General features: G+C 70.2%; 20 protein-coding genes. 11 read left to right on the top strand and 9 right to left on the bottom strand.

The genetic code is table 11. The features are described 5' to 3' along the window. Positions 1-70 precede the first annotated feature (70 nt). The 4 genes from SCNRRL3882_RS10525 to SCNRRL3882_RS10540 all read left to right on the top strand — a co-directional run bounded on the left by SCNRRL3882_RS10525 (position 71) and on the right by SCNRRL3882_RS10540 (position 3,478). The gene (locus tag SCNRRL3882_RS10525) at positions 71-847 is read left to right on the top strand and encodes an amino acid ABC transporter ATP-binding protein (protein WP_010034788.1); all 777 of its coding nucleotides are present in this window, start codon (positions 71-73) and stop codon (positions 845-847) included. Positions 848-921: 74 nt separating this feature from the next. Then, complete coding sequence (locus SCNRRL3882_RS10530) at positions 922-1,767, top strand: glutamate ABC transporter substrate-binding protein (RefSeq protein ID WP_010034786.1); 846 nt, start codon at positions 922-924, stop codon at positions 1,765-1,767. 128 nt (positions 1,768-1,895) lie between these two features. Beyond that, positions 1,896-2,573: an amino acid ABC transporter permease gene (locus SCNRRL3882_RS10535; RefSeq protein WP_029180812.1), complete on the top strand. Its 678-nt coding sequence runs from the start codon at positions 1,896-1,898 to the stop codon at positions 2,571-2,573. Next, positions 2,570-3,478 (top strand): amino acid ABC transporter permease, encoded by a 909-nt coding sequence (locus SCNRRL3882_RS10540; protein ID WP_010034779.1) that lies wholly within the window; start codon positions 2,570-2,572, stop codon positions 3,476-3,478. Before SCNRRL3882_RS10535 ends, SCNRRL3882_RS10540 begins: the two co-directional genes overlap by 4 nt. A 467-nt stretch (positions 3,479-3,945) precedes the next feature. Here SCNRRL3882_RS10540 and SCNRRL3882_RS10545 read toward each other — a convergent pair whose 3' ends face one another. Continuing rightward, on the bottom strand, positions 3,946-4,308 hold the full coding sequence (locus SCNRRL3882_RS10545; protein ID WP_010034771.1) for a hypothetical protein: 363 nt from the start codon (positions 4,306-4,308) through the stop codon (positions 3,946-3,948). Between the two features lie 48 nt (positions 4,309-4,356). Next, complete coding sequence (locus tag SCNRRL3882_RS10550) at positions 4,357-4,704, bottom strand: hypothetical protein (protein ID WP_102514984.1); 348 nt, start codon at positions 4,702-4,704, stop codon at positions 4,357-4,359. 438 nt (positions 4,705-5,142) lie between these two features. Between SCNRRL3882_RS10550 and SCNRRL3882_RS40740 the strand changes: the two genes are divergently transcribed. From SCNRRL3882_RS40740 to SCNRRL3882_RS10565, 5 genes are all read left to right on the top strand, one after another. After that, on the top strand, positions 5,143-5,289 hold the full coding sequence (locus SCNRRL3882_RS40740; RefSeq protein WP_158688386.1) for a hypothetical protein: 147 nt from the start codon (positions 5,143-5,145) through the stop codon (positions 5,287-5,289). Positions 5,290-5,675: 386 nt separating this feature from the next. Further along, on the top strand, positions 5,676-7,283 hold the full coding sequence (locus SCNRRL3882_RS10555) for an FAD-dependent monooxygenase (protein WP_010034767.1): 1,608 nt from the start codon (positions 5,676-5,678) through the stop codon (positions 7,281-7,283). A gap of 108 nt (positions 7,284-7,391) precedes the next feature. Continuing rightward, a complete protein-coding gene (locus tag SCNRRL3882_RS42395; protein ID WP_309544753.1) occupies positions 7,392-7,463 on the top strand; it encodes a putative leader peptide in 72 nt (23 codons plus the stop codon). Positions 7,464-7,562: 99 nt separating this feature from the next. Beyond that, positions 7,563-8,123, top strand: coding sequence for a cysteine dioxygenase (locus SCNRRL3882_RS10560; protein WP_029180811.1), 561 nt, complete (start codon positions 7,563-7,565; stop codon positions 8,121-8,123). A gap of 17 nt (positions 8,124-8,140) precedes the next feature. Beyond that, entirely contained in the window at positions 8,141-8,569 is a 429-nt protein-coding gene (locus SCNRRL3882_RS10565) for a rhodanese-like domain-containing protein (protein ID WP_040902618.1), read from the top strand. A 91-nt stretch (positions 8,570-8,660) separates the two neighbouring features. Here the strand turns inward: SCNRRL3882_RS10565 and recX are convergent, their stop codons facing one another. The 4 genes from recX to SCNRRL3882_RS10585 all read right to left on the bottom strand — a co-directional run bounded on the left by recX (position 8,661) and on the right by SCNRRL3882_RS10585 (position 12,552). Beyond that, positions 8,661-9,527 (bottom strand): recombination regulator RecX, encoded by an 867-nt coding sequence (recX, locus tag SCNRRL3882_RS10570; RefSeq protein WP_029180810.1) that lies wholly within the window; start codon positions 9,525-9,527, stop codon positions 8,661-8,663. A 3-nt stretch (positions 9,528-9,530) separates the two neighbouring features. Further along, positions 9,531-10,655 (bottom strand): recombinase RecA, encoded by a 1,125-nt coding sequence (recA, locus tag SCNRRL3882_RS10575; RefSeq protein ID WP_010034756.1) that lies wholly within the window; start codon positions 10,653-10,655, stop codon positions 9,531-9,533. 229 nt (positions 10,656-10,884) lie between these two features. After that, a complete protein-coding gene (locus SCNRRL3882_RS10580; RefSeq protein ID WP_202458081.1) occupies positions 10,885-12,165 on the bottom strand; it encodes an AI-2E family transporter in 1,281 nt (426 codons plus the stop codon). Between the two features lie 192 nt (positions 12,166-12,357). After that, entirely contained in the window at positions 12,358-12,552 is a 195-nt protein-coding gene (locus SCNRRL3882_RS10585; RefSeq protein WP_010034754.1) for a DUF3046 domain-containing protein, read from the bottom strand. Between the two features lie 80 nt (positions 12,553-12,632). Here SCNRRL3882_RS10585 and SCNRRL3882_RS10590 point away from each other — a divergent pair, with 80 nt between their 5' ends. After that, on the top strand, positions 12,633-13,577 hold the full coding sequence (locus SCNRRL3882_RS10590; protein WP_029180809.1) for a hypothetical protein: 945 nt from the start codon (positions 12,633-12,635) through the stop codon (positions 13,575-13,577). Here the strand turns inward: SCNRRL3882_RS10590 and SCNRRL3882_RS10595 are convergent, their stop codons facing one another. Genes SCNRRL3882_RS10595 through SCNRRL3882_RS10605 form a run of 3 tightly spaced genes read right to left on the bottom strand, consistent with a single transcriptional unit; the run spans position 13,578 to position 15,459 of the window. Further along, positions 13,578-13,886: an AzlD domain-containing protein gene (locus tag SCNRRL3882_RS10595; RefSeq protein WP_010034752.1), complete on the bottom strand. Its 309-nt coding sequence runs from the start codon at positions 13,884-13,886 to the stop codon at positions 13,578-13,580. It abuts the gene before it with no gap. Next, a complete protein-coding gene (locus SCNRRL3882_RS10600; RefSeq protein WP_029180808.1) occupies positions 13,883-14,605 on the bottom strand; it encodes an AzlC family ABC transporter permease in 723 nt (240 codons plus the stop codon). Before SCNRRL3882_RS10600 ends, SCNRRL3882_RS10595 begins: the two co-directional genes overlap by 4 nt. A 23-nt stretch (positions 14,606-14,628) precedes the next feature. Beyond that, positions 14,629-15,459, bottom strand: a complete 831-nt coding sequence (locus SCNRRL3882_RS10605; protein WP_010034749.1) for an AraC family transcriptional regulator — start codon at positions 15,457-15,459, stop codon at positions 14,629-14,631. Between the two features lie 92 nt (positions 15,460-15,551). Here SCNRRL3882_RS10605 and SCNRRL3882_RS10610 point away from each other — a divergent pair, with 92 nt between their 5' ends. Continuing rightward, positions 15,552-20,477 (top strand): ATP-dependent helicase, encoded by a 4,926-nt coding sequence (locus tag SCNRRL3882_RS10610; RefSeq protein WP_010034746.1) that lies wholly within the window; start codon positions 15,552-15,554, stop codon positions 20,475-20,477. Positions 20,478-20,498: the final 21 nt, after the last annotated feature.

Genomic DNA, 20,498 nt, shown 5'->3' on the forward strand with positions numbered 1-20,498 from the left:
GATGTAATGACGCAGGTCGTAGAGGGTCACTACTGTCCTCCGAAACCGAGGAGGACGGAGCCTGAGAGCGATGACCGAAGTATCGGTGGCCAAGGAAGATGTGGCCGCGACCGGAGAACTGGTCGTCCTGAAGAGCGTCAACAAGCACTTCGGCGCGTTGCACGTTCTCCAGGACATCGACCTGACGATCGCGCGCGGTGAAGTCGTCGTGGTCATCGGGCCCTCCGGGTCCGGCAAGTCCACCCTGTGCCGCACCATCAACCGCCTGGAGACGATCGACTCCGGCTCGATCACGATCGACGGCAAGCCGTTGCCCGCCGAGGGCAGGGAGCTGGCCCGGCTGCGGGCCGACGTCGGGATGGTCTTCCAGTCCTTCAATCTCTTCGCGCACAAGACCGTGCTCGAGAACGTGATGCTCGGCCAGATCAAGGTCCGCAAGAAGGACAAGAGCGCGGCCGAGGAGCGGGCCCGGGCCCTGCTGGACCGGGTCGGCGTGGCCGCGCAGGCCGAGAAGTACCCGGCACAGCTCTCCGGTGGCCAGCAGCAGCGCGTCGCGATCGCGCGGGCGCTGGCCATGGAGCCGAAGGTCATGCTCTTCGACGAGCCGACCTCCGCGCTCGACCCCGAGATGATCAACGAGGTGCTGGAGGTCATGCAGCAGCTCGCCCGCGACGGCATGACCATGATCGTCGTCACCCATGAGATGGGTTTCGCACGATCGGCCGCAAACCGCGTGGTGTTCATGGCGGACGGCCGAATCGTCGAGGAGGCTGCGCCCGACCAGTTCTTCAGCAACCCGCGCAGCGACCGTGCCAAGGACTTCCTGTCGAAGATCCTGCATCACTGAGGCGCCCGTCGCGCCTGCGACGACATGCGTCACCCGAAACAACGGTTATCTCTTCACGGCAAAGGATGTTCACCATGAAGCTCCGCAAGGTCTCCGCGGCAGCCGCCACCGCTCTCGTTCTCGCCCTGACCGCTACCGCCTGTGGTGGCGACGATGGCGGTGACTCCAACGGCTCCGGCTCCGGCGGTGGCAACAAGATCAAGATCGGCATCAAGTACGACCAGCCCGGTCTGGGCCTGAAGGAGCCTGACGGTTCCTTCTCCGGCTTCGACGTGGACGTGGCGACGTACGTGGCCAAGGAACTGGGCTACAAGCCCGACCAGATCGAGTGGGTCGAGACCAAGAGCGCCGACCGTGAGAACGCGCTGTCCCGCGGTGACGTGAAGATGATCGCTGCCACCTACTCGATCACCGACGAGCGGAAGCAGAAGGTCGACTTCGCCGGTCCGTACCTGCTGGCCCACCAGGATTTGTTGGTGAAGAAGGACTCGGACATCACCAAGGCCACGGACCTGAACGAGAAGAAGCTGTGCTCTGTCGCCGGATCGACTTCGGCGCAGAACGTCAAGGACGACTTCGCACCGAAGGCCCAGCTTACTCAGCGTGGTGGCTACTCCGAGTGCCTCTCCGCTCTGCAGAGCGGCGCCGTGGACGCGCTGACCACCGACGACTCGATCCTCGCGGGCTACGCCGCGCAGGACCAGTACAAGGGCCAGTTCAAGCTGGCCGGCCTGAAGCTGAGCAATGAGAACTACGGCATCGGTGTCAAGAAGGGCGACACCGCGACCCTTAACAAGATCAACACCGCTCTCGAGAAGATGGTCAGCGACGGTTCCTGGGAGAAGGCTGTCAAGGAGAACTTCGGCCCGGCGAACTACAAGAACGAGCCCGCCCCGAAGATCGGCCAGATCGTCCAGTAATGCGGGACTCCGCCGACGCAGGATCCCCGCACTCGCTGCGGGGATCCGCAGCCGCGCCGCCACCACGTCTCTGACGGCGGCGTGTCACGTCCGCCACCTACGCCACCCACCCGGAAGCGCGGGAGATCGTGTTCGACTTCCTTTCAAAATATGATGACCCGTCCGTGCTGGGCGCTTTCTGGGTCACAGTTCAGCTCACCGTCTTCTCGGCCATCGGTTCCCTGATCTGGGGCACCATCCTGGCGGCCATGCGGGTCAGCCCCGTCCCGTTGATGCGCGGTTTCGGCACCGCCTACGTGAACATCGTCCGGAACATCCCCCTGACCGTCATCATCGTCTTCACGTCGCTCGGCCTCGCCGACATCTTCGGCGTGACGATGGGCGCGTCCGAGGACTTCGAGCTCAAGTACTTCCGACTGGCTGTACTGGGTCTCATCGCCTATACAGCTGCCTTCGTCTGCGAAGCCATTCGCTCTGGCATCAACACCGTGCCCGTCGGTCAAGCGGAGGCAGCACGGGCCATCGGGCTCAGCTTCAGCCAGGTGTTGAGGCTCGTGGTGCTGCCGCAGGCGTTCCGCTCTGTCATCGGACCACTGGCCAACGTGCTCATCGCACTGACCAAGAACACCACCGTGGCGGCCGCGATCGGCGTGGCTGAGGCCGCCCTCCTGATGAAGGAAATGATCGAGAACGAGGCTCAGACGCTGCTCATCGGCGCGGTCTTCGCCTTCGGGTTTGTGGTACTGACTCTGCCCACTGGCCTGTTCCTCGGCTGGCTGAGCAAGCGACTGGCGGTGAAACGATGACGTCCGTTCTTTACGACGCCCCCGGCCCGAAGGCCAAGCGGCGCAACCTGCTGTTCTCGGTGGTCTTTTTCGTCCTGCTCGCCCTACTCCTCTGGTGGGTCTGGCAGACGCTGGACGACAAGGGTCAGCTGGAGTGGTCCCTGTGGAAGCCGTTCACCACGTCCGAGGCCTGGACGACCTACCTGCTGCCGGGCCTGGCCGACACGCTGAAGGCCGCGGCGCTCGCCATGGTCATCGCCCTCCCGCTGGGCGCCGTCCTCGGCATCTTGCGCCTGTCCGACCACCGCTGGGTGCGCATCCCGGCCGGCGCGGTGGTCGAGTTCTTCCGGGCCATCCCGGTACTGCTGCTGATGCTGTTCGCCAACGAGTTCTACGTCCGCTCCACGGGCATCCCCAGCGATGAGCGGCCCCTCTACGCGGTCGTCACCGGTCTGGTGCTCTACAACGCGTCGGTCCTCGCCGAGGTCGTCCGCGCGGGCATCCTCTCCCTGCCCAAGGGGCAGTCGGAGGCGGCGATGGCGATCGGCCTGCGCAAGAGCCAGACGATGACCAGCATCCTGCTCCCGCAGGCCGTCACCGCCATGCTGCCGGCCATCGTCAGCCAGCTGGTCGTCATCGTGAAGGACACCGCGCTGGGCGGCGTGATGCTCGGGTTCACCGAGCTCCTCAACACGCGAAGCACCCTGGCGGCCAACTACGCGAACGTCATCCCCAGCTTCGTCGTGGTCGCGGTCATCTTCATCCTGCTGAACTTCATTCTCACGTCCTTCGCCTCCTGGCTGGAGGGCAGGCTGCGCCGCAGCAAGCGGAGCACGGGTGCTGTTCTGGGTGCTGAGAAGGTCGACGATCTAAATGCGGCCGAGGTGGGCGACACCGGTGGGGCCGGAACTGGAAAAATTACCTGACGTCACGTCGATAAGCGGATAGAGGGCAGGCGGTGGCGCAGATGCCACCGCCTCCTTAACGTCGCTGGATCGGAATGCCACCCCGACGACACGGCGGCGAACTTGATGACTTCATGCTAAAGCGTGTTACAGAAGGGCCGTGATCAGGGCATTTCCTTTCGGCCGGGTGTTGAAGGCTTGGCGGGTGTGGATGGAGACGTTCACCAGACTGCGGGCCGATCAGTTCGGACGGCTGCTGAAGGCGGTCCGACACGGCGTTGCAAGTGCATCCAGACGACACGTCCTTGAGCGAGTCGTGCGTGCGGCTGCCGCGCAGATGCCGCGCAACCCAGTGCCCCGGAGGCACGGCTGGCCAAGCCGGGAGCCATTGCACAGAGGCCACTACTCTGCCCAACAACTGGCGAAACGCGGAACGGTCCGCCAACTCCGGCGGGCGGACCGTCACGCGAGATCGACGTCAGGAGAGGTCAGTAGGACCTCTCCTTGATGCCGCCTTCGACACGAATACTGGCTTCCGGGCAGAAGACGATGGACTTCCCGCTGGACTTCCACACTGGCGCATCGCGATAGATGTCGTCGCCGCCGTCAAACGGTCGGCAGATGATGGTCGCTTTGTAGTGCCCGCCATTGGACTTCTTACACTGGGCCTGCCAGCCCAATGCGGTGTAGCCCCCGAGGCCTTTCGCGTACTTACCGTTGGTGCATCCGGTCGGCCAACCCTTGACGGACACGTTGCCCTGGGAGCCTGCCTCGGCCGCGGTGGCCGTGCTCTGAAGGCCGAAAGCCGTCATCGCTGCAGCGGCGAACAGCGCCGCGCTCAGCTTCTTCATTTTCACCTTTCCCCGAATTGGTCTTGCTGTTCTCAGGAGACTCTGCCCTCAAGAGACCTTGGTCTCGTGGCCCTCATGCACAGGCTTGAGATAGGATCCCTGGCAGTACGCGTAGGAAACACCACTCTTCCGCCACGCGCCCGCGAAGTCCATCATCTTCCCGCTTTCGGGATCCTTACAAACGACCAGAGCCCGGTAGTGGCCGCCGTTGTGCTTCTTGCACATAGCGATTGCCCCGAAGCTCTTCTTCTCTACGTTGCAGTCACTGGGGCGCCCTGTAGCGCCGACTTCGGCAGCTGTCGCGCTCGCCCCCGCGGCGAGCGTGAATGCGCCGGCCATCATCACCCCGAGCGCGGGCAACATTATGGACTGTCGAATGCGGTTCTTCTTAACCAATTCTCCACCTTCTTCTTGCTGCCGCATTTTTCGATTTCCTCAATCGCCTATGCCGCTCCCCAGACATTACCGATCCCACATGTCCGCGTCAATCAATGCCTAGAATTTGAGGGAGACTTGAGGGTTCGCTAGCGGCAGCAGATTCGGAAGGTTGAATTCCAGATCCTCGGGGGACTATCTCCGACATGAAATGAATTGCGCCGGTGGCCGAATCCCGATTCCAGAGGGTGAATTCCAGCCAGAACGAGAAAACCGGGGCCACGCCCCGTTCTCGGGATCAACCCCGCGCACGTCAGGAGCTACACCCCAGGACCCTCACCTTCCTGCCGCCAGAGGACCATTCCCCCCGTACGTGGAGAGAACGTGCTACGCAGCAGGTCGACAGTAATCTGATTCGTCATTCGCCGTCGGCGTGCTGCTGTTTCTATAAATCTCCTGATGGCCGATTCTGATGTGCCGATTTGGGGAGTGAGCCGCCTCCAGTTGGTGGTGAACGTCGATGCCCAGGACCCAAATCCGCTCAATGCGCAGGCAGCAACGGCGGGCCAGGCGGGCGGGCAGGTGGTAGGTGCGGAAGCACAATGATGTCCAGATCGGCGTCCGCCAGGTCCTCGCTGTCGTACAGGGGCAGCAGACGGCGCCAGGCGACCGGTCCGCCAACCGGCGCATCAGCTCACCATCCCCGCATGCCCCACCAAACCCTTCTGTCGGCTGTCACGGACAGCTACCCAGTCCCACCCTCATACGCTCCACAACCAAAAAGGTGTCCTGACTCTTGTACGAACTCGTCGGGGATACTCGCATGGCTGTCGTTCTGTAAGCGTCTGCCGACCAGTCTGGCGCGGCTACGTCTGTCACTTGACGCAAGCACCGGCAATGGGTTGCATACGTTCTGTGATCGTGCACCCTGCTCCAACTTCCTGTTCACCTACGTCTCTCAGGACAACACCACGGGCAGGGGGCGCCGCGCCGTGGACCCGGTGATCATCGTCGGAGCGGGGCCCGTCGGGCTCACGCTCGCCCTCGCTCTGGCACGTCAGGAAGTGCCCTGCGTCGTCCTCGACGAGGGGCCGGGCAAGGACGAACCCCGTGCGGCGCGCACCGTCGTCCTGCGCGAGGACACCGCCGCTCTCATTGGACGACTGACCGGCGTGCCCCTGTCCCGGGCCGGCGCCCACTGGGCCGGATGGCGGTCGATGCGGCGCAAGCAGGTGATGCGCGAGATCGTTTTCGACGGCACCGAGCCCGCTCCCCTGCACATCGCCCAGCACGTGCTGACCGGCGCCCTGCGCGCGGCCCTGTCCGGCGAACGGCTCGTCAAGATCGCGGTGGAGAGCCGACTCGACGGCATCGAACAGGAGTCCTCGGGCGTCACGGCCCACACCCGCGGCCCCAAAGGCACCTGGTGGCGCGGCAGTTACCTGGTCGGTTGCGACGGCCCCCGCTCGACCGTGCGCAAACTCCAGGACATCCGCTTCCCGGGCCGTACGGCGGTGGAACGTCACGCCGTTGCCGCGCTGCGCACGGAACTGCCCTGGCACGATGAAGCGTTGCTGCACCGCCTGCCGCCGTGGCGCATGTCGGGCCCGTCGGCCGGCGAGGTCACCGCGCGCCCGTTGCCGGACGGCGTCTGGCGTCTGGACTGGCTCCTGCCGCCCGGCAAGGACCTGGTCACCCCCGAACTGCTGCTGACCCGCATCCGGGAGACCCTGGCCGGCTGGGCGGGCGGCACGACCCCGCCGTACGACCTGCTGGACACCGGAGTCCACACGGTCCACCACCGGCTGGCCCGCCGCTGGCGCGCCGACCGCGTCTTCCTCGCCGGGGACGCGGCCCACCTGCTCGGCGCGCTGGGCACGCACGGTCTCGACGAGGGCCTCAGGGACGCCGACAACCTCGCTTGGAAGCTGGCCGTGGCCTGGCACCACGGGCCGCACGAGGCGCTCCTCGACAGTTACCAGACCGAGCGCCGGGCGGTCGTCGCCGCCCGGCTGCGCGCCGCCGACCAGGCGCTGCCGCTGCTTCGCGGCGGCGGAGGACTGCGCTCGTACGTCCCCGGCTCTTCCCGAGGCCATGACGCGCTCCTCACGGACGGCCACTTGGGGCACGGCCAGCTCGGTGCGCCGGGGGCGTACGCCGACTCGCCCCTCGCGCCCGGACGCCTCGAAGGAGAGACTCCCGTCGACACACCGCCGGGAGCGCCGGTCACCGACGTACGGGTCACCGCGGAGGACGGCACCTTCGTACGGTTGCGGGACCGGCTCGGCCGCGGCGCGCTGCTCGTGGTGCTGATCGCGCCGGGCACGGGTGTGTGGGAGCGCAAGCACTGGGTCAGTGCCGGCATCATGCCCCGGCTCGCGGCCGCGGTCACGGCACTGCCGCACCCCGCCGAACTGCTGGTCGCCGAGAGCTATCCGGGTGCTGCCGCGCACACGGTGCTCCTGGTGCGCCCCGACGGGCACCTCGTCACCGCGCTGAGCGGAGTGCGCCCGGAAGACCTGTACGCGGCGGCGGAGGCCGCGGTGGGCGGACCGGTGAAGGCGCAGGCCGAAGCGGGCGCGTCGGCCGGCTCTCACTGAGGTCGACATCGCGGTGACGTGCTCACTGTCACAGTGCGTCCGCATGGTGACAGTGAGTTGACCGGTCCGGTCGGCCATGGTGTACTCCGATGCGTGACCGACACCTGTGTGCGCCTGTGGCGGAGGGTCCACATGGACCTCGTCCGCTATGCGGGCTGCGTGTGTCGCCCGTCCTGCTGACTTCGCATCCCTCTTCCTCTGTGCGCGCGCCGCGCTCTGTCTGCCGCGGCCGACGCGCCTGATTCGCGAACCCTCATCAGGATCTTCAGGACGGCACCCGTGTCTGTATCCCCTTCCGCATCCCCCGCTGTCTCCTCTTCCGGCCCCTCTCCTGCCTCCGCTGTTTTGGCCCCCACTCAGGCCGACCTCTTCGACTTCGTGCGGCGTACGGCCGCCGACACCGAGCTGATCGCTTCCCTGCCGCTCGACCCGGAAGGCCGCACCTGGTTGCGGCTGGACGGGCCCGGTGGCAGCGAGGCCTGGCTGATCGGCTGGCCGCCCGGCACCGGCACCGGCTGGCACGACCACGCCGACTCCGTCGGCGCCTTCCTGACCGCGTCGGGCGAGCTCAAGGAGAACTCGCTCGCCGCGCGCCTGCCCACCGACGGCTGGAAGACCCTGGAACTCACCGACGGTGTCGACCGCGAACGCCGGCTGCCGTCCGGCGAGGGCCGCGCCTTCGGCCGTCACCACGTCCACGAGGTGCTCAACGAGTCCCCCGACCGGCACGCGATCTCCGTCCACGCCTACTACCCGCCCCTGCCGCAGATCCGCCGCTACAGCCGCAGCGGGTCGATCCTGCGGCTCGAGCAGGTGGAGCGACCGGAGGACTGGCAGTGAGCGCGACGCACAAGCGAGTGAGCGACGGCAACAGCAGCGGCAGTGGCGCCGACGGCGGTGTCCAACCTCCCGTCGGCATCGACGAGTTGCTGGAGCGCGTACGTTCGGGCTACGAGCGGATCGAACCGCAGGAGGCGTACGAGGCCGCCCTGGCCGGTGACGCGCTTCTGGTGGACATCCGCTACGCGGCCCTGCGTGAACGGGACGGCCTGATTCCCGGCGCCCTCGTCGTCGAGCGCAACGAGCTGGAGTGGCGCCTCGACCCGCAGGGCAGCCACCGTCTCCCGGAGGCCACGAGCCACGCCCTGCGCGTCGTCGTGATCTGCAACGAGGGGTACGCCTCCAGCCTGGCGGTCCAGTCCCTCCACCAGCTGGGACTGCACCGGGCCACCGATCTGGTCGGCGGGTTCCAGGCTTGGCGGGCGGCGGGGCTTCCGGTGGTGTGACGACGGGGCTCTGGCGGGCGGGCGGGGCTTCCGGTGGTGTGACGACGGGGCTCGACGGCGGGCGCGGCCCCACGAGGGTCTCGCCCCCGCCTCAGATCACCTCGTCCCCGAGGAACTCCGTGTCCTCGCCCTCCTCCTCCAGCGCCTGCCGGACCACGCGCAGGGCCATGCCCTCGGAGTAGCCCTTGCGGGCGAGCATGCCCGCGAGGCGGCGGAGGCGCTTGTCCCGGTCGAGCCCACGAGTGGAGCGGAGCTTCCGCGCGACGAGTTCCCGCGCGGTCGTCTCCTCCTGCTCGGAGTCGAGCTGGGAGACGGCCTCGTCGATCAGCGTGGAGTCGACGCCCTTGGTCCGCAGCTCCCGGGCGAGCGCACGCCGTGCCAGCCCCCGGCCGTGGTGCCGGGACTCCACCCAGGCCTCCGCGAAGGCGCTGTCGTTGATGAGGCCGACTTCTTCGAACCGCGACAGCACCTCCTCGGCGGCATCGTCCGGGATCTGCCGCTTGCGCAGGGCGTCGGCGAGTTGCTTACGGGTCCGCGGGGTCCCGGTGAGCAGGCGCAGGCAGATCGCCCGAGCCTGCTCGACCGGGTCCCCCGGAGGCTCCCCCTGCTCGGCCCTCGACGAGGAGAGGGAATCTCCGTCCTCGGTATCCGCCGCGCCGAAGCCGCGGCGGCGGCGCCCCCGTCCACGCCCGCCAGGCGACCCACCGTCATGCGCGCCGTCCCTGGATGAGCCGCCTCCGCGGGCGCCTCTACCCGATGAGCCGCTGCCCGATGAGCCCCTGCCTCGGGAGGCCTCCCCGTACGACCCGTCGTCCCCGAACAGCCCGTCATCCCGGTGCAGCCGATCGTGCCCGTCCTCCCCGTCCACGGCCGAGCCCGTCTCCCCTCCGGTGCCCCTCCCCCGTGGGGCACCGGAGGCGGCGTACTCGTACTCCGCCCAGTCGGTTCGTCGTGTCACGGGTCAGCTCTTGGCTGCGGCGGCCTTGGACTTGGCGGTCTTGGCCGCTGCCGGGGCGGGGACCGCCGCCGCGTCGGCAGGTGCCGGGGAGACCGCGGCGTCCGTGCCCGGCTCGGCGGCCGGCTCCTCGGGACGCACGCCGACGCCCAGCTTCTCCTTGATCTTCTTCTCGATCTCGTTGGCCAGGTCGGGGTTGTCCTTCAGGAAGTTGCGCGCGTTCTCCTTGCCCTGGCCGAGCTGGTCGCCCTCGTACGTGTACCAGGCGCCGGCCTTGCGGACGAAGCCGTGCTCCACGCCCATGTCGATCAGGCCGCCCTCGCGGCTGATGCCCTGGCCGTAGAGGATGTCGAACTCGGCCTGCTTGAAGGGCGGCGCGACCTTGTTCTTGACGACCTTGCAGCGGGTGCGGTTGCCGACCGCCTCCGTGCCGTCCTTCAGGGTCTCGATGCGGCGGATGTCGATGCGCACCGAGGCGTAGAACTTCAGCGCCCGGCCACCGGTCGTGGTCTCGGGGGAGCCGAACATCACGCCGATCTTCTCGCGGAGCTGGTTGATGAAGATCGCGGTCGTCTTGGACTGGTTGAGCGCGCTGGTGATCTTCCGCAGCGCCTGGCTCATCAGGCGGGCCTGGAGACCCACGTGGCTGTCGCCCATCTCGCCCTCGATCTCCGCGCGCGGAACGAGCGCGGCGACGGAGTCGATGACGATGAGGTCCAGGGCGCCGGAGCGGACCAGCATGTCCACGATCTCCAGGGCCTGCTCGCCGTTGTCCGGCTGGGAGAGGATGAGGTTGTCGATGTCGACGCCGAGCTTCTTCGCGTACTCGGGGTCGAGTGCGTGCTCCGCGTCGACGAAGGCGACCTGCCCGCCGGCCTTCTGGGCGTTCGCCACCGCGTGCAGGGTCAGGGTGGTCTTACCGGAGGACTCCGGTCCGTAGATCTCCACGACACGGCCGCGGGGCAGGCCGCCCACACCGAGGGCCACGTCGAGGGCGGTGGACCCGGTCGGGATGACCTCGATGGGCTCCTTGGTCCGGTCGCCCATGCGCATGACCGCGCCCTTGCCGAATTGCCGTTCAATCTGTGCGAGAGCGGCATCCAGGGCCTTCTCGCGGTCGGTTCCTGCCATGGGTTCCACCCGATTTGCTTGAGTCGATCGCTTCACGTCAAAGACGCTAACGCCTGCCACTGACAATGCGCCCCGACGCACGTCCGGCCTGTGGATAACTCGGGCACATCCCTACCCAAAGTACGTCGAAATGCCCGTCGTTGAGCTTCGCCGGAGACTCCATAAGAATGGATGTTCGATTTTCGTGTCAAGCGCACCACGCGACACCTCCGTGACAGGGCGCAGCGACTCAGTCCGGGCTCTGCCCGGAGCCCCCGCCCTCGGACCGCCCGTCGTCGGACCGCCGGTCACCGGACGGCCCGTCCCCGGACTGCGGGTTCTCGGACTGCCCGTCCTCGGGCTGTCCACCTTCGGGCCGGCCGCCCCCCGGCCGACCGCCCTCGGCCCGCTCCGTCCCTGCCCGCCGTGCCCACAGCCGCCCCGCGCGCGTGACGAGGCTCGGCCCCTCCCCGCGTCGGCGATGGCCGTGCACGCGGGGGTCGTCCGTCACGGCGTACCGCTTCACGTACGCCCCCAGGAAGGCCTGGAGCGTGGCGATGGCGGGGATGGCGATCAGCGCGCCGACGGCGCCCAGGAGCGCGGTGCCCGCGATGACCGAGCCGAAGGCGACCGCGGGGTGGATGTCGACGGTCTTGGACGTCAGCTTCGGCTGGAGCACGTAGTTCTCGAACTGCTGGTAGATCACCACGAAGATCAGCACCCACAGCGCGTACCAGGGGTTGACCGTGAACGCGATCAGCATGGGCAGCGCGCCCGCGAGGTACGTGCCGATGGTGGGGATGAACTGCGACACCAGGCCCACCCACACGGCGAGCACGGGCGCGTAGGGCACGTCCAGGGCCTGCAGGAGGACGAAGTGCGCTATGCCGGAGATCAGTGCCATCAGGCCGCGCGAGTAGATGTAGCCGCCGGTCTTGTTCACGGCGATCTCCCAGGCGCGCAGCACCTCGGCCTGCCGTGCGGGCGGCAGGAGCGAGCAGATGGTGCGGCGCAGTCGCGGGCCGTCCGCGGCGAAGTAGAACGAGAACAGCGCGATCGTCAGCAGCTGGAAGAGGCCCCCGATGACCTGGGCGGACACGTCCAGCACACCCGTGGCGCTGTTCTGCACGTAGTTGCGCAGCCAGTCGGAGCGGAGCAGGCCCTCCTGGATGTCCACGCGCTTCAGGTCGGTCTTGAAGTGCGTGTTGATCCAGTTGATGACCGAGTCGAGGTAGCCCGGGAAGCCCTCGATCATCTTGATGATCTGGTCCGCGAGGATGGAGCCGAGCAGCGTGACGAAGCCCGCCGCCACGATGATCACGCCGATGAAGACGATGAACGTGGCCAGTCCCCTGCGCATGCCGCGCGAGGCCATCCAGCTCACCGCCGGTTCGATGGCGAGCGCCAGGAAGAACGCGATGAGGATGTTGATCAGTAGCCCGGTGAGCTGGTGGAAGGCCCAACTGCCCAGCTGGAACACGGCGACGAGGGCGAGAGCGAGCACCAGGGCGCGCGGCAGCCAGCGCGGCATGCGGCCGTTCGGCCCGGCGTCCCCGCCGGCGGGGGGCGGGGCGGGCGGTGTCGTGCCGAACGGGGAGGACTGCTGGGCATCCTGCCCGGTCTCGTCAGTGGGTGCCACGCACCAAGTCTCACCCACGCCACCGACAGCCGTCTGCCCGCCCGCGATCTTCGTGGGCCGCCGGTCAGCGGTCTCCACGACAGGTCAACGCTTCTCCCTCGGCACGTCCATCACCGCGCACACCACCTGCCAGACCTCCTTGGCGTCCCAGCCGGCGTCGAGCGCCTCGTGCACGGTGCGTCCGCCGAGCTCCGACATCACATGGTCGCGTGCGAAGGTGTCCGCGTAGGCCTGACCGAAGTGCTCCGCCATCCGCTGCCAGAAGACCGTCAACCGCATGACTCCAGTATCCCGCCCCTGGGGGTGGGCCTGAGCCGGGACCGCCTGCCGGCACCGTTTTCCGCCCTACGGTCTGACCCATGGCCGAAACAGGAGCTCCCTCACTCCCCCAGTCGCCCCCGCCGCGCACCCCCGTGGCGTGTGCGGAACGCTTCGTCTGGCTCACCGCGCGCGTGCTCGAGCAGCGCCTCTTCGCCCACCACTTCCGGGGCGGCGCCGCCGACCCGGTGGAGACCGCCCTGGACGCCTACCGCAACGAGGACGGCGGGTACGGCCACGCGCTGGAGCCCGACCTGCGCGGCCCGGTCAGCCAGCCGCTGCACACCGCGCACGCCCTGCGCGTCCTGGACGCCGTGGGACGCTGCGCCGGCCAGCGCGTGGAACGGATGTGCCGCTATCTGACGTCCGTCTCCACGGCGGACGGCGCCCTCCCGGCGATCCACCCGAGCCAGCGCGGCTACCCGACGGCGCCCTTCGTACCGGTCGTGGACGACCCGCCCAGCGACCTCCTGGCCACCGGGCCGGTGGTGGGGCTGCTGCACCGCAACGAGGTGTGGCACGCCTGGCTGTTCCGGGCCACGGACTTCTGCTGGCAGGCGGTCGAGTCCCTGGAGAAGTCCCACCCGTACGAGATCGAGGCCGCCGTGGCGTTCCTCGACTCCGCCCCGGACCGCCCGCGCGCCGAGGCGGCCGCCGACCGCCTGGGCCGCCTGGTCCGCGAACACCGCCTGGCGGCTCTGGATCCCGAGAACCTGGACGCCTACCCGGTCTCTCCCGGTTACGCCCCGGGCGAGCACCACTTCCCGTACGACTACGCGAGGACACCGCGCTCCCTCGCGCGCGCGTGGTTCACGGACGACGAGATGGCCCGCTCCCTGGACCACCTCGCGGCCCAGCAGCAGGAGGACGGCGGCTGGCCCGTCCGGTGGCGCCACTGGGCCCCGGCCCCCGCCCTGGAAGCCCGCCCGGTGGTGACGATCGAGGCCCTGCGCACACTCAACGCGTACGGCCGCGGCATCGGCTGATCAGGCCCCCATGGCCCGCACTCCCGCGGTCACCACCACCGCCGCCGCGACGACGAGCAGGAACGGCGCCCGCAGCATCAGTGCCACAGCGGCGGCTCCGAGCCCGGCGGCCCGCGCGTCCAGCATCAGCGTCTGCCCGTCGGCGAAGGTCTGCTGCGCCGTGAGGGCCGCCAGCAGCGCGACGGGCAGCAACGCGGCGAGGCGCTTCACGACGGGCCGCTCAAGAGCCCCCGAGGGCACCAGCAGCCCGGCCAGTTTGACGGCGTAGCACCCGAGGACGGTCACACCGATCGCGATCCAGACGTTCACCGCTCATCACCCTGTCCCGTGCGCCGGCCGTCCGCCCAGAGCACGACCGGCGCGGCCAGCGCGGCCATCAGAACCGGCACACCGGCGGGCAGCACGGGCAGCAGCCCGAGCCCCAGCAGTACGGCGAGCCCGGCGACGGCCCGCTCGGTGCCGCTCTTCAGCATCGGCGCGAGCAGCGCCAGGAACACCGCGGGTCCCGCCGCGTCCAGCCCCCACGCGTCGGTGTCCCCGATGGCCTCGGCGCCCAGGGCGCCGAGCAGCGTGGTGAGGTTCCACAGGACGTACAGGCTCAGCCCCGTCACCAGGAACCCGATCCGCGCGCTGCGCCGCGTGGGCTGCGCGAGCGCGACGGCGGCCGTCTCGTCGATCACCCAGTGGGCGGCGAACGGCCGCACCGCGCGCGGGAGGGACAGCAACTGCGACAGACGCAGGCCGTAGAAGGCGTTCCGCACCCCCAGGAAGAAGGCCCCGGCCGCCGCCGTGAACGGGCCGCCACCGGCCGCGAGGGCTCCCACCAGGGCGAACTGGGACGCCCCGGTGAACACCAGCAGGCTGAGCGCGCAGGTCTGCAGCAGCGTGAGCCCGCTGCCGGCCGATGTCACGCCGAAGGCGAACCCGGAGAGCCCGACGGCCACCCCGACGCCCAAGGCGTCCCGCACAACGGCACGGTCCGCCTTCCCACCGGTCTCTGTATCTCTGAGAGCTGTCTGATCTGCCACGCCCCGCACGCTACGAGGAGCCGCTACCGCAGGTCTTGTACGTTCTTGCGCTCCCGCTGGTAGGCCCCCGGAGGCACACCGACGATCCGGCTGAAGTGCCGGTTGAGATGCGGCTGATCGGTGAACCCCACGGCCACGGCGACCTCCGAGGGCGCCGTCCCGAGGTCCAGCAGCCGCCGCGCCCGCCGTACCCGCGCGTCCGTGAGCCACGCGTGCGGTGGCATCCCGTAGGCGTTCCGGAAGGCCCGCAACAAGGCGAAGGGACTGGTCCCGAGATCGGCCGCCAACCGCTCCAGGCTCGGCGGCCGGGCCATCCGCTCCTCCAGCACCGCACGCGCGCGTGCCGCGATCCGGGCCCCGGCCGCCCGCACCTTCCGCCGTGGCATGGGCCCACCGTTCAGCCGCAGCAACCTCGTCACGGCGACCCGCAGCAGTGTGTCCGCGGCCAACGCGTTGCCCTCGTCGGCGGCGCGCAGCACCTGGTGCACCAGCCCGACGGCGTACGGGTCATCCACCACCGGGCTGACGAACCCCGGCGTCCCCCGCAGTGCCGTGGTCTCGGCCGCGATCTCCGCCACCACATCGACGGGCGGATACACCGCCCCGTACCGCCACCCCTCCGGCACACCGGCCCGCCCGGTGTGCGGCGTGTCCGGATTCACCAGAGCGAGAGCCCCGGCCCCGGCGTACTGATCGCCCCCACCGTGGTGAAAGACCTCCACCCCGTCGGCGATGGCAGCGATCACGAAGTTCTCGTGCGTATGCCGCACGAACGTCTTCCGCACGTACCGGGCCCGCAGCAGGTCCACCCCGGGCAGCTCGTCGTACTGCCAGTGCCGCGCGCGCTCGCTCATACGGCCATTGTCCGATCCCCGGACCCACCGCGGAACGGCGGGCGGAACCGCGGCGGCCCCCCGATGTCAGTGCCGGGGTGCACGATGGACGCATGCCCAGCAAAGCACCCGGACCCCTGGACGGCTTCTCCCCCGCGACCCGCGCCTGGTTCTCGGGCGCCTTCTCGGCGCCCACCACGGCCCAGTCCGGTGCCTGGCAGGCCATTCACGAAGGCTCGGACGTGCTGGTCGTCGCCCCCACCGGCTCCGGCAAGACCCTGGCCGCCTTCCTCGCCGCCCTGGACCAGCTCGCCTCGACCCCTCCCCCCGCCGACCCCAGGAAGCGCTGCCGGGTCCTGTACATCTCCCCGCTGAAGGCCCTGGCCGTGGACGTGGAGCGCAACCTCCGCAGCCCCCTGACCGGCATCCGCCAGGAGTCCGTGCGGATGGGCCTGCCCGAGCCCGAGGTCAAGGTGGGCATCCGCTCGGGTGACACCCCCGCCGCCGAGCGCCGGGCCCTGTCCACCCGTCCTCCGGACATCCTGATCACGACCCCCGAGTCGCTGTTCCTGATGCTGACCTCGGCCACGCGCGACGCGCTGACCGGCGTGGAAACGGTGATCCTCGACGAGGTGCACGCGGTCGCGGGCACCAAGCGCGGCGCCCACCTCGCGCTCTCCCTGGAGCGGCTGGACGACCTCCTTCCGAAGCCCGCCCGCCGCATCGGCCTCTCCGCGACTGTCCGCCCGGTCGACGAGGTGGCCCGTTTCCTCTCGCCCCGCCGCAAGGTGGAGATCGTCCAGCCCGAGTCGGGCAAGGAGTTCGACCTCTCCGTGGTCGTCCCGGTCGAGGACCTGGGCGAGCTGGGCGGCTCCCCGGTGGCGGACGGCTCGGAGGGTGCCGAGCGCCCGTCGATCTGGCCGCATGTGGAGGAGCGGATCACCGACCTCGTCCAGTCCCACCGCTCCACGATCGTCTTCGCGAACTCCCGCCGCCTCGCGGAGCGCCTGTGCAACCGCCTGAACGAGATCGCGTACGAACGGGCCACGGGCGAGACCCTCGACGAGCACCACTCCCCCGCCGAGCTCATGGGCGGCTCGGGAGCCGCCCAGGGCGCACCTCAGGTCATCGCCCGTGCCCACCACGGCTCGGTGTCCAAGGAGCAGCGTGCCCTGGTCGAGGAGGACCTGAAGGCTGGCCGCCTCCCCGCGGTCGTGGCCACGTCCAGTCTCGAACTGGGCATCGACATGGGCGCGGTCGACCTGGTGGTCCAGGTCGAATCACCCCCGTCGGTGGCCTCCGGCCTGCAACGCGTCGGCCGGGCGGGCCACCAGGTGGGCGCGGTCTCCACCGGCGTGGTCTTCCCGAAGTACCGCGGCGACCTGGTCCAGGCGGCGGTGGTCACCGAACGCATGCGTACCGGCGCCATCGAGTCCCTCAGGGTCCCCGCCAACCCGTTGGACGTCCTGGCCCAGCAACTCGTCGCCATGACGGCCATGGACACCTGGCAGTTCGACGACCTGCTCGCCGCCGTCCGACGGGCCGCCCCCTTCGCCTCGCTCCCCGAGTCCGCCTTCACGGCGGTCCTCGACATGCTGGCCGGCCGCTACCCGTCCGACGCCTTCGCCGAGCTGCGCCCGCGCGTGGTGTGGGACCGCGTCACCGGCGAGATCACGGGCCGCCCCGGCGCGCAGCGCCTCGCCGTCACCTCCGGGGGCACGATCCCCGACCGCGGCCTCTTCGGCGTCTTCCTCGCCGGCGCCGACCCCAAGAAGGGCGGCGGCCGGGTCGGCGAGCTCGACGAGGAGATGGTCTACGAGTCCCGCGTCGGCGACGTCTTCACGCTCGGCACGAGTTCCTGGCGCATCGAGGACATCACCCGCGACCGCGTCCTGGTCTCCCCCGCCCCGGGCGTGCCGGGCCGGCTGCCCTTCTGGAAGGGCGACCAGCTGGGCCGCCCGCTGGAGCTGGGCCGGGCGGTGGGCGCGTTCCTGCGTGAGGTCGGCTCGCTGTCCAAGGACGACGCCCGGCTGCGCCTCCTCGCCGCCGGCCTGGACGCCTGGGCGGCGGACAACGTGCTCTCCTACCTCGACGAACAGCGGGAGGCCTGCGGACACGTCCCGGACGACCGGACGATCGTCGTGGAGCGCTTCCGCGACGAGCTCGGCGACTGGCGCGTGGTCGTGCACTCGCCCTTCGGCGCCCAGGTGCACGCCCCCTGGGCCCTCGCGCTCGGCGCGAAGCTCTCCGAGCGGTACGGCATGGACGCGCAGGTCATGCACGCCGACGACGGCATCGTGCTGCGTCTGCCGGACGCGGACCTGATGGGCCTGGACCTGCTCGACCAGGAGCCGGTGAAGATGGGCCGGGAGTACGACGCCGAGCAGGCTCCTGTGGGCGCCGCCGACGTCGTCTTCGACAAGGGCGAGGTCGACCAGGTCGTCACCGACCAGGTGGGCAGCTCGGCGCTGTTCGCGGCCCGTTTCCGCGAGTGTGCCGCCCGCGCGCTGCTGCTCCCGCGCCGCAACCCGGGCAAGCGCACGCCACTGTGGCAGCAGCGCCAGCGCGCCTCCCAGCTGCTCCAGGTGGCGAGCGAGTTCGGCTCGTTCCCGATCGTCCTGGAGGCGGTCCGCGAGTGCCTCCAGGACGTCTTCGACGTCCCCGGTCTCGTCGAGCTGATGGGCGACCTGGAGTCCCGCAAGGTGCGCCTCGTCGAGGTCACCACCCCCGAGCCGTCCCCCTTCGCCCGCTCCCTCCTCTTCGGCTACGTCGCCCAGTTCCTGTACGAGGGCGACTCCCCGCTCGCCGAGCGCCGGGCCGCCGCCCTGTCGCTGGACTCGCGGCTGCTGGCCGAGCTGCTGGGCCAGGCGGAGCTGCGCGAGCTGCTCGACGCGGAGGTACTGACGGAGCTGGAGCGGGAGCTTCAGTGGCTCACCGAGGACCGCCGCGTCAAGGACGCCGAAGGCGTCGCGGACATCCTGCGCCTCCTCGGCCCGCTCACGGACGCGGAGTTGGCCGAGCGGGGCGCCGAACCGCAGTGGGCTCAGGACCTGGCCGGCGCCCGCCGCGCCATCCGGGTCCGGATCGCGGGCAGCGATCACTGGGCGGCGATCGAGGACGCGGGCCGGCTGCGCGACGCACTGGGCACCGCCCTGCCGGTCGGCGTCCCGGAGGCCTTCACGGAACCCGTCAAAGACCCGCTCGGCGACCTCCTCGCGCGCTACGCCCGCACCCACGGCCCGTTCACCTCGACCACGGCGGCGGCCCGCTTCGGCCTGGGCGTGGCCGTCACCGATGGCGCCCTCCAGCGGCTGGCCGCGGCTGGCCGGGTCGTCCAGGGCGAGTTCCACCCGGCCGGGATCGGCCAGGAGTGGTGCGACGCGGCAGTGCTGCGCCGGCTCCGCCGCCGCTCCCTGGCTGCCCTGCGCCATGAGCTGGAGCCGGTGCCGCCGGCCGCACTCGCCCAGTTCCTTCCCCAGTGGCAGCACATCGGCAAGGGGCACTCCCTGCGCGGCATCGACGGCCTGGTGCGCGCCATCGAGCAGGTGCAGGGCGCGTCCGTGCCCGCCTCCGCCCTGGAGAAGCTGGTCCTGCCCTCCCGGGTCGTGAACTACAACCCGGCCATGCTGGACGAGCTCACGGCCGCCGGAGAGGTGGTCTGGGCCGGGGCGGGCTCCCTCCCGGGCAAGGACGGCTGGGTCTCCCTCTACCTGGCGGACGCGGCCCCCCTGCTCCTGCCGCCCCCGCACCCCCTGGAGCTGACCGCCCTCCATCAGTCCGTCCTGGACATCCTCTCCGGCGGCTACGGCCTGTTCTTCCGCCAGATCGCCGACCAGGTCCGCGCCACCACCCACCCCGACGCCACCGATCCCCAACTGGCCGACGTGCTCTGGGACCTGGCCTGGTCCGGACGCCTGACCAACGACACGCTCGCGCCCATGCGTTCCCTGCTGGGCTCGGGCCGCACCGCCGGCTCCACGGCCCACCGCGCCAAGCGCACGGTCCCGCGCGGCCGCTACGGCTCCCTGACGGCCGCGGCCCGCCCCGCCTCCCGCTCCGGCCCGCCGACCGTCGCCGGCCGCTGGTCCCTGCTCCCGGCCCACGAGCCGGACCCCACGGTGCGGGCCCACGCCCTCGCCCGCACCCTCCTCGACCGGCACGGCGTGGTGACCAGGGGCGCGGTCTCGGCTGAGGGCGTCGAGGGCGGCTTCTCGGCGACGTACCGCGTCCTGTCCGCCTTCGAGGAGAGCGGCCAGGCCCGCCGCGGCTACGTCGTGGAGGGCCTCGGCGCCGCACAGTTCGCGATGGACGGTGCCGTGGACCGCCTGCGCGCGGTGTCCAACGCCCGCGACCGTGGCGAGGACCTGCCAGGCCCGCCGCCGGGCCCCGACCTCGACCCGTTCCCCGCCCACGACTTCGCCGCCCCGGGCGACTCGGCTCCCTTCACCGACCACACCGACCACCCCGGCCACCCCGGCCACGACGGCTTCCCCGACCTTGGTTCCTCCTTCGAAACTCCCCGGCCGTCCCCGGACGAGTACGTCTCGCCCCGCGACTACGCCCCGCAGGGCGCCCCGCCCTGGCAGAACGGCGGACGCGCGGCCTACGACTCCGGGTATCCGGGCCGTCGCACCCGTCCGGACGCCGCTGCCCGGGCCGTCGTCCTCGCCGCCGCCGATCCGGCGAACGCGTACGGCGCCGCCCTGCCCTGGCCCGAGCCCCCGACCGGCGCCGGGCACAAGCCGGGCCGCAAGGCGGGCTCCCTGGTGGTGCTCGTCGACGGCGAGCTGACGCTCTACATGGAGCGCGGCGGGAAGACCCTGCTCGCCTGGGCCGCCGACCCGGACGGCGACCCCACCGACGACCCCCGCCTGCGCACCGCAGCGGAGGCCCTCGCCGAATCCGCCCGCGCGGGCTCCCTCGGCACGGTCACGGTGGAGCGCGTCAACGGCGCCCAGGCCCTGACCTCCCCCATCGGCACCCTCCTGGAAGGAGCGGGCTTCATCGCGACCCCCCGTGGCCTCCGCCTGCGCGCCTGATCGTCCCGGCGACGTGCCACC

The organism is Streptomyces chartreusis NRRL 3882, assembly GCF_900236475.1.
In the GTDB taxonomy this organism is placed as follows: Bacteria; Actinomycetota; Actinomycetes; order Streptomycetales; family Streptomycetaceae; genus Streptomyces; species Streptomyces chartreusis_D.

Excerpts from the sequence above, each read along its gene's own strand:
- SCNRRL3882_RS10525 (WP_010034788.1), top strand. The coding sequence starts at position 71 with ATGACCGAAGTATCGGTGGCCAAGGAAGATGTGGCCGCGACCGGAGAA.
- SCNRRL3882_RS10580 (WP_202458081.1), bottom strand. The coding sequence starts at position 12,165 with ATGCCGCGCTGGCTGCCGCGCGCCCTGGTGCTCGCTCTCGCCCTCGTC.
- SCNRRL3882_RS10540 (WP_010034779.1), top strand. The coding sequence starts at position 2,570 with ATGACGTCCGTTCTTTACGACGCCCCCGGCCCGAAGGCCAAGCGGCGC.
- recA (WP_010034756.1), bottom strand. The coding sequence starts at position 10,655 with ATGGCAGGAACCGACCGCGAGAAGGCCCTGGATGCCGCTCTCGCACAG.
- SCNRRL3882_RS10530 (WP_010034786.1), top strand. The coding sequence starts at position 922 with ATGAAGCTCCGCAAGGTCTCCGCGGCAGCCGCCACCGCTCTCGTTCTC.
- SCNRRL3882_RS10605 (WP_010034749.1), bottom strand. The coding sequence starts at position 15,459 with ATGAGCGAGCGCGCGCGGCACTGGCAGTACGACGAGCTGCCCGGGGTG.
- SCNRRL3882_RS10610 (WP_010034746.1), top strand. The coding sequence starts at position 15,552 with ATGCCCAGCAAAGCACCCGGACCCCTGGACGGCTTCTCCCCCGCGACC.
- SCNRRL3882_RS10545 (WP_010034771.1), bottom strand. The coding sequence starts at position 4,308 with ATGAAGAAGCTGAGCGCGGCGCTGTTCGCCGCTGCAGCGATGACGGCT.
- SCNRRL3882_RS40740 (WP_158688386.1), top strand. The coding sequence starts at position 5,143 with ATGGCCGATTCTGATGTGCCGATTTGGGGAGTGAGCCGCCTCCAGTTG.
- SCNRRL3882_RS10585 (WP_010034754.1), bottom strand. The coding sequence starts at position 12,552 with ATGCGGTTGACGGTCTTCTGGCAGCGGATGGCGGAGCACTTCGGTCAG.
- SCNRRL3882_RS10590 (WP_029180809.1), top strand. The coding sequence starts at position 12,633 with ATGGCCGAAACAGGAGCTCCCTCACTCCCCCAGTCGCCCCCGCCGCGC.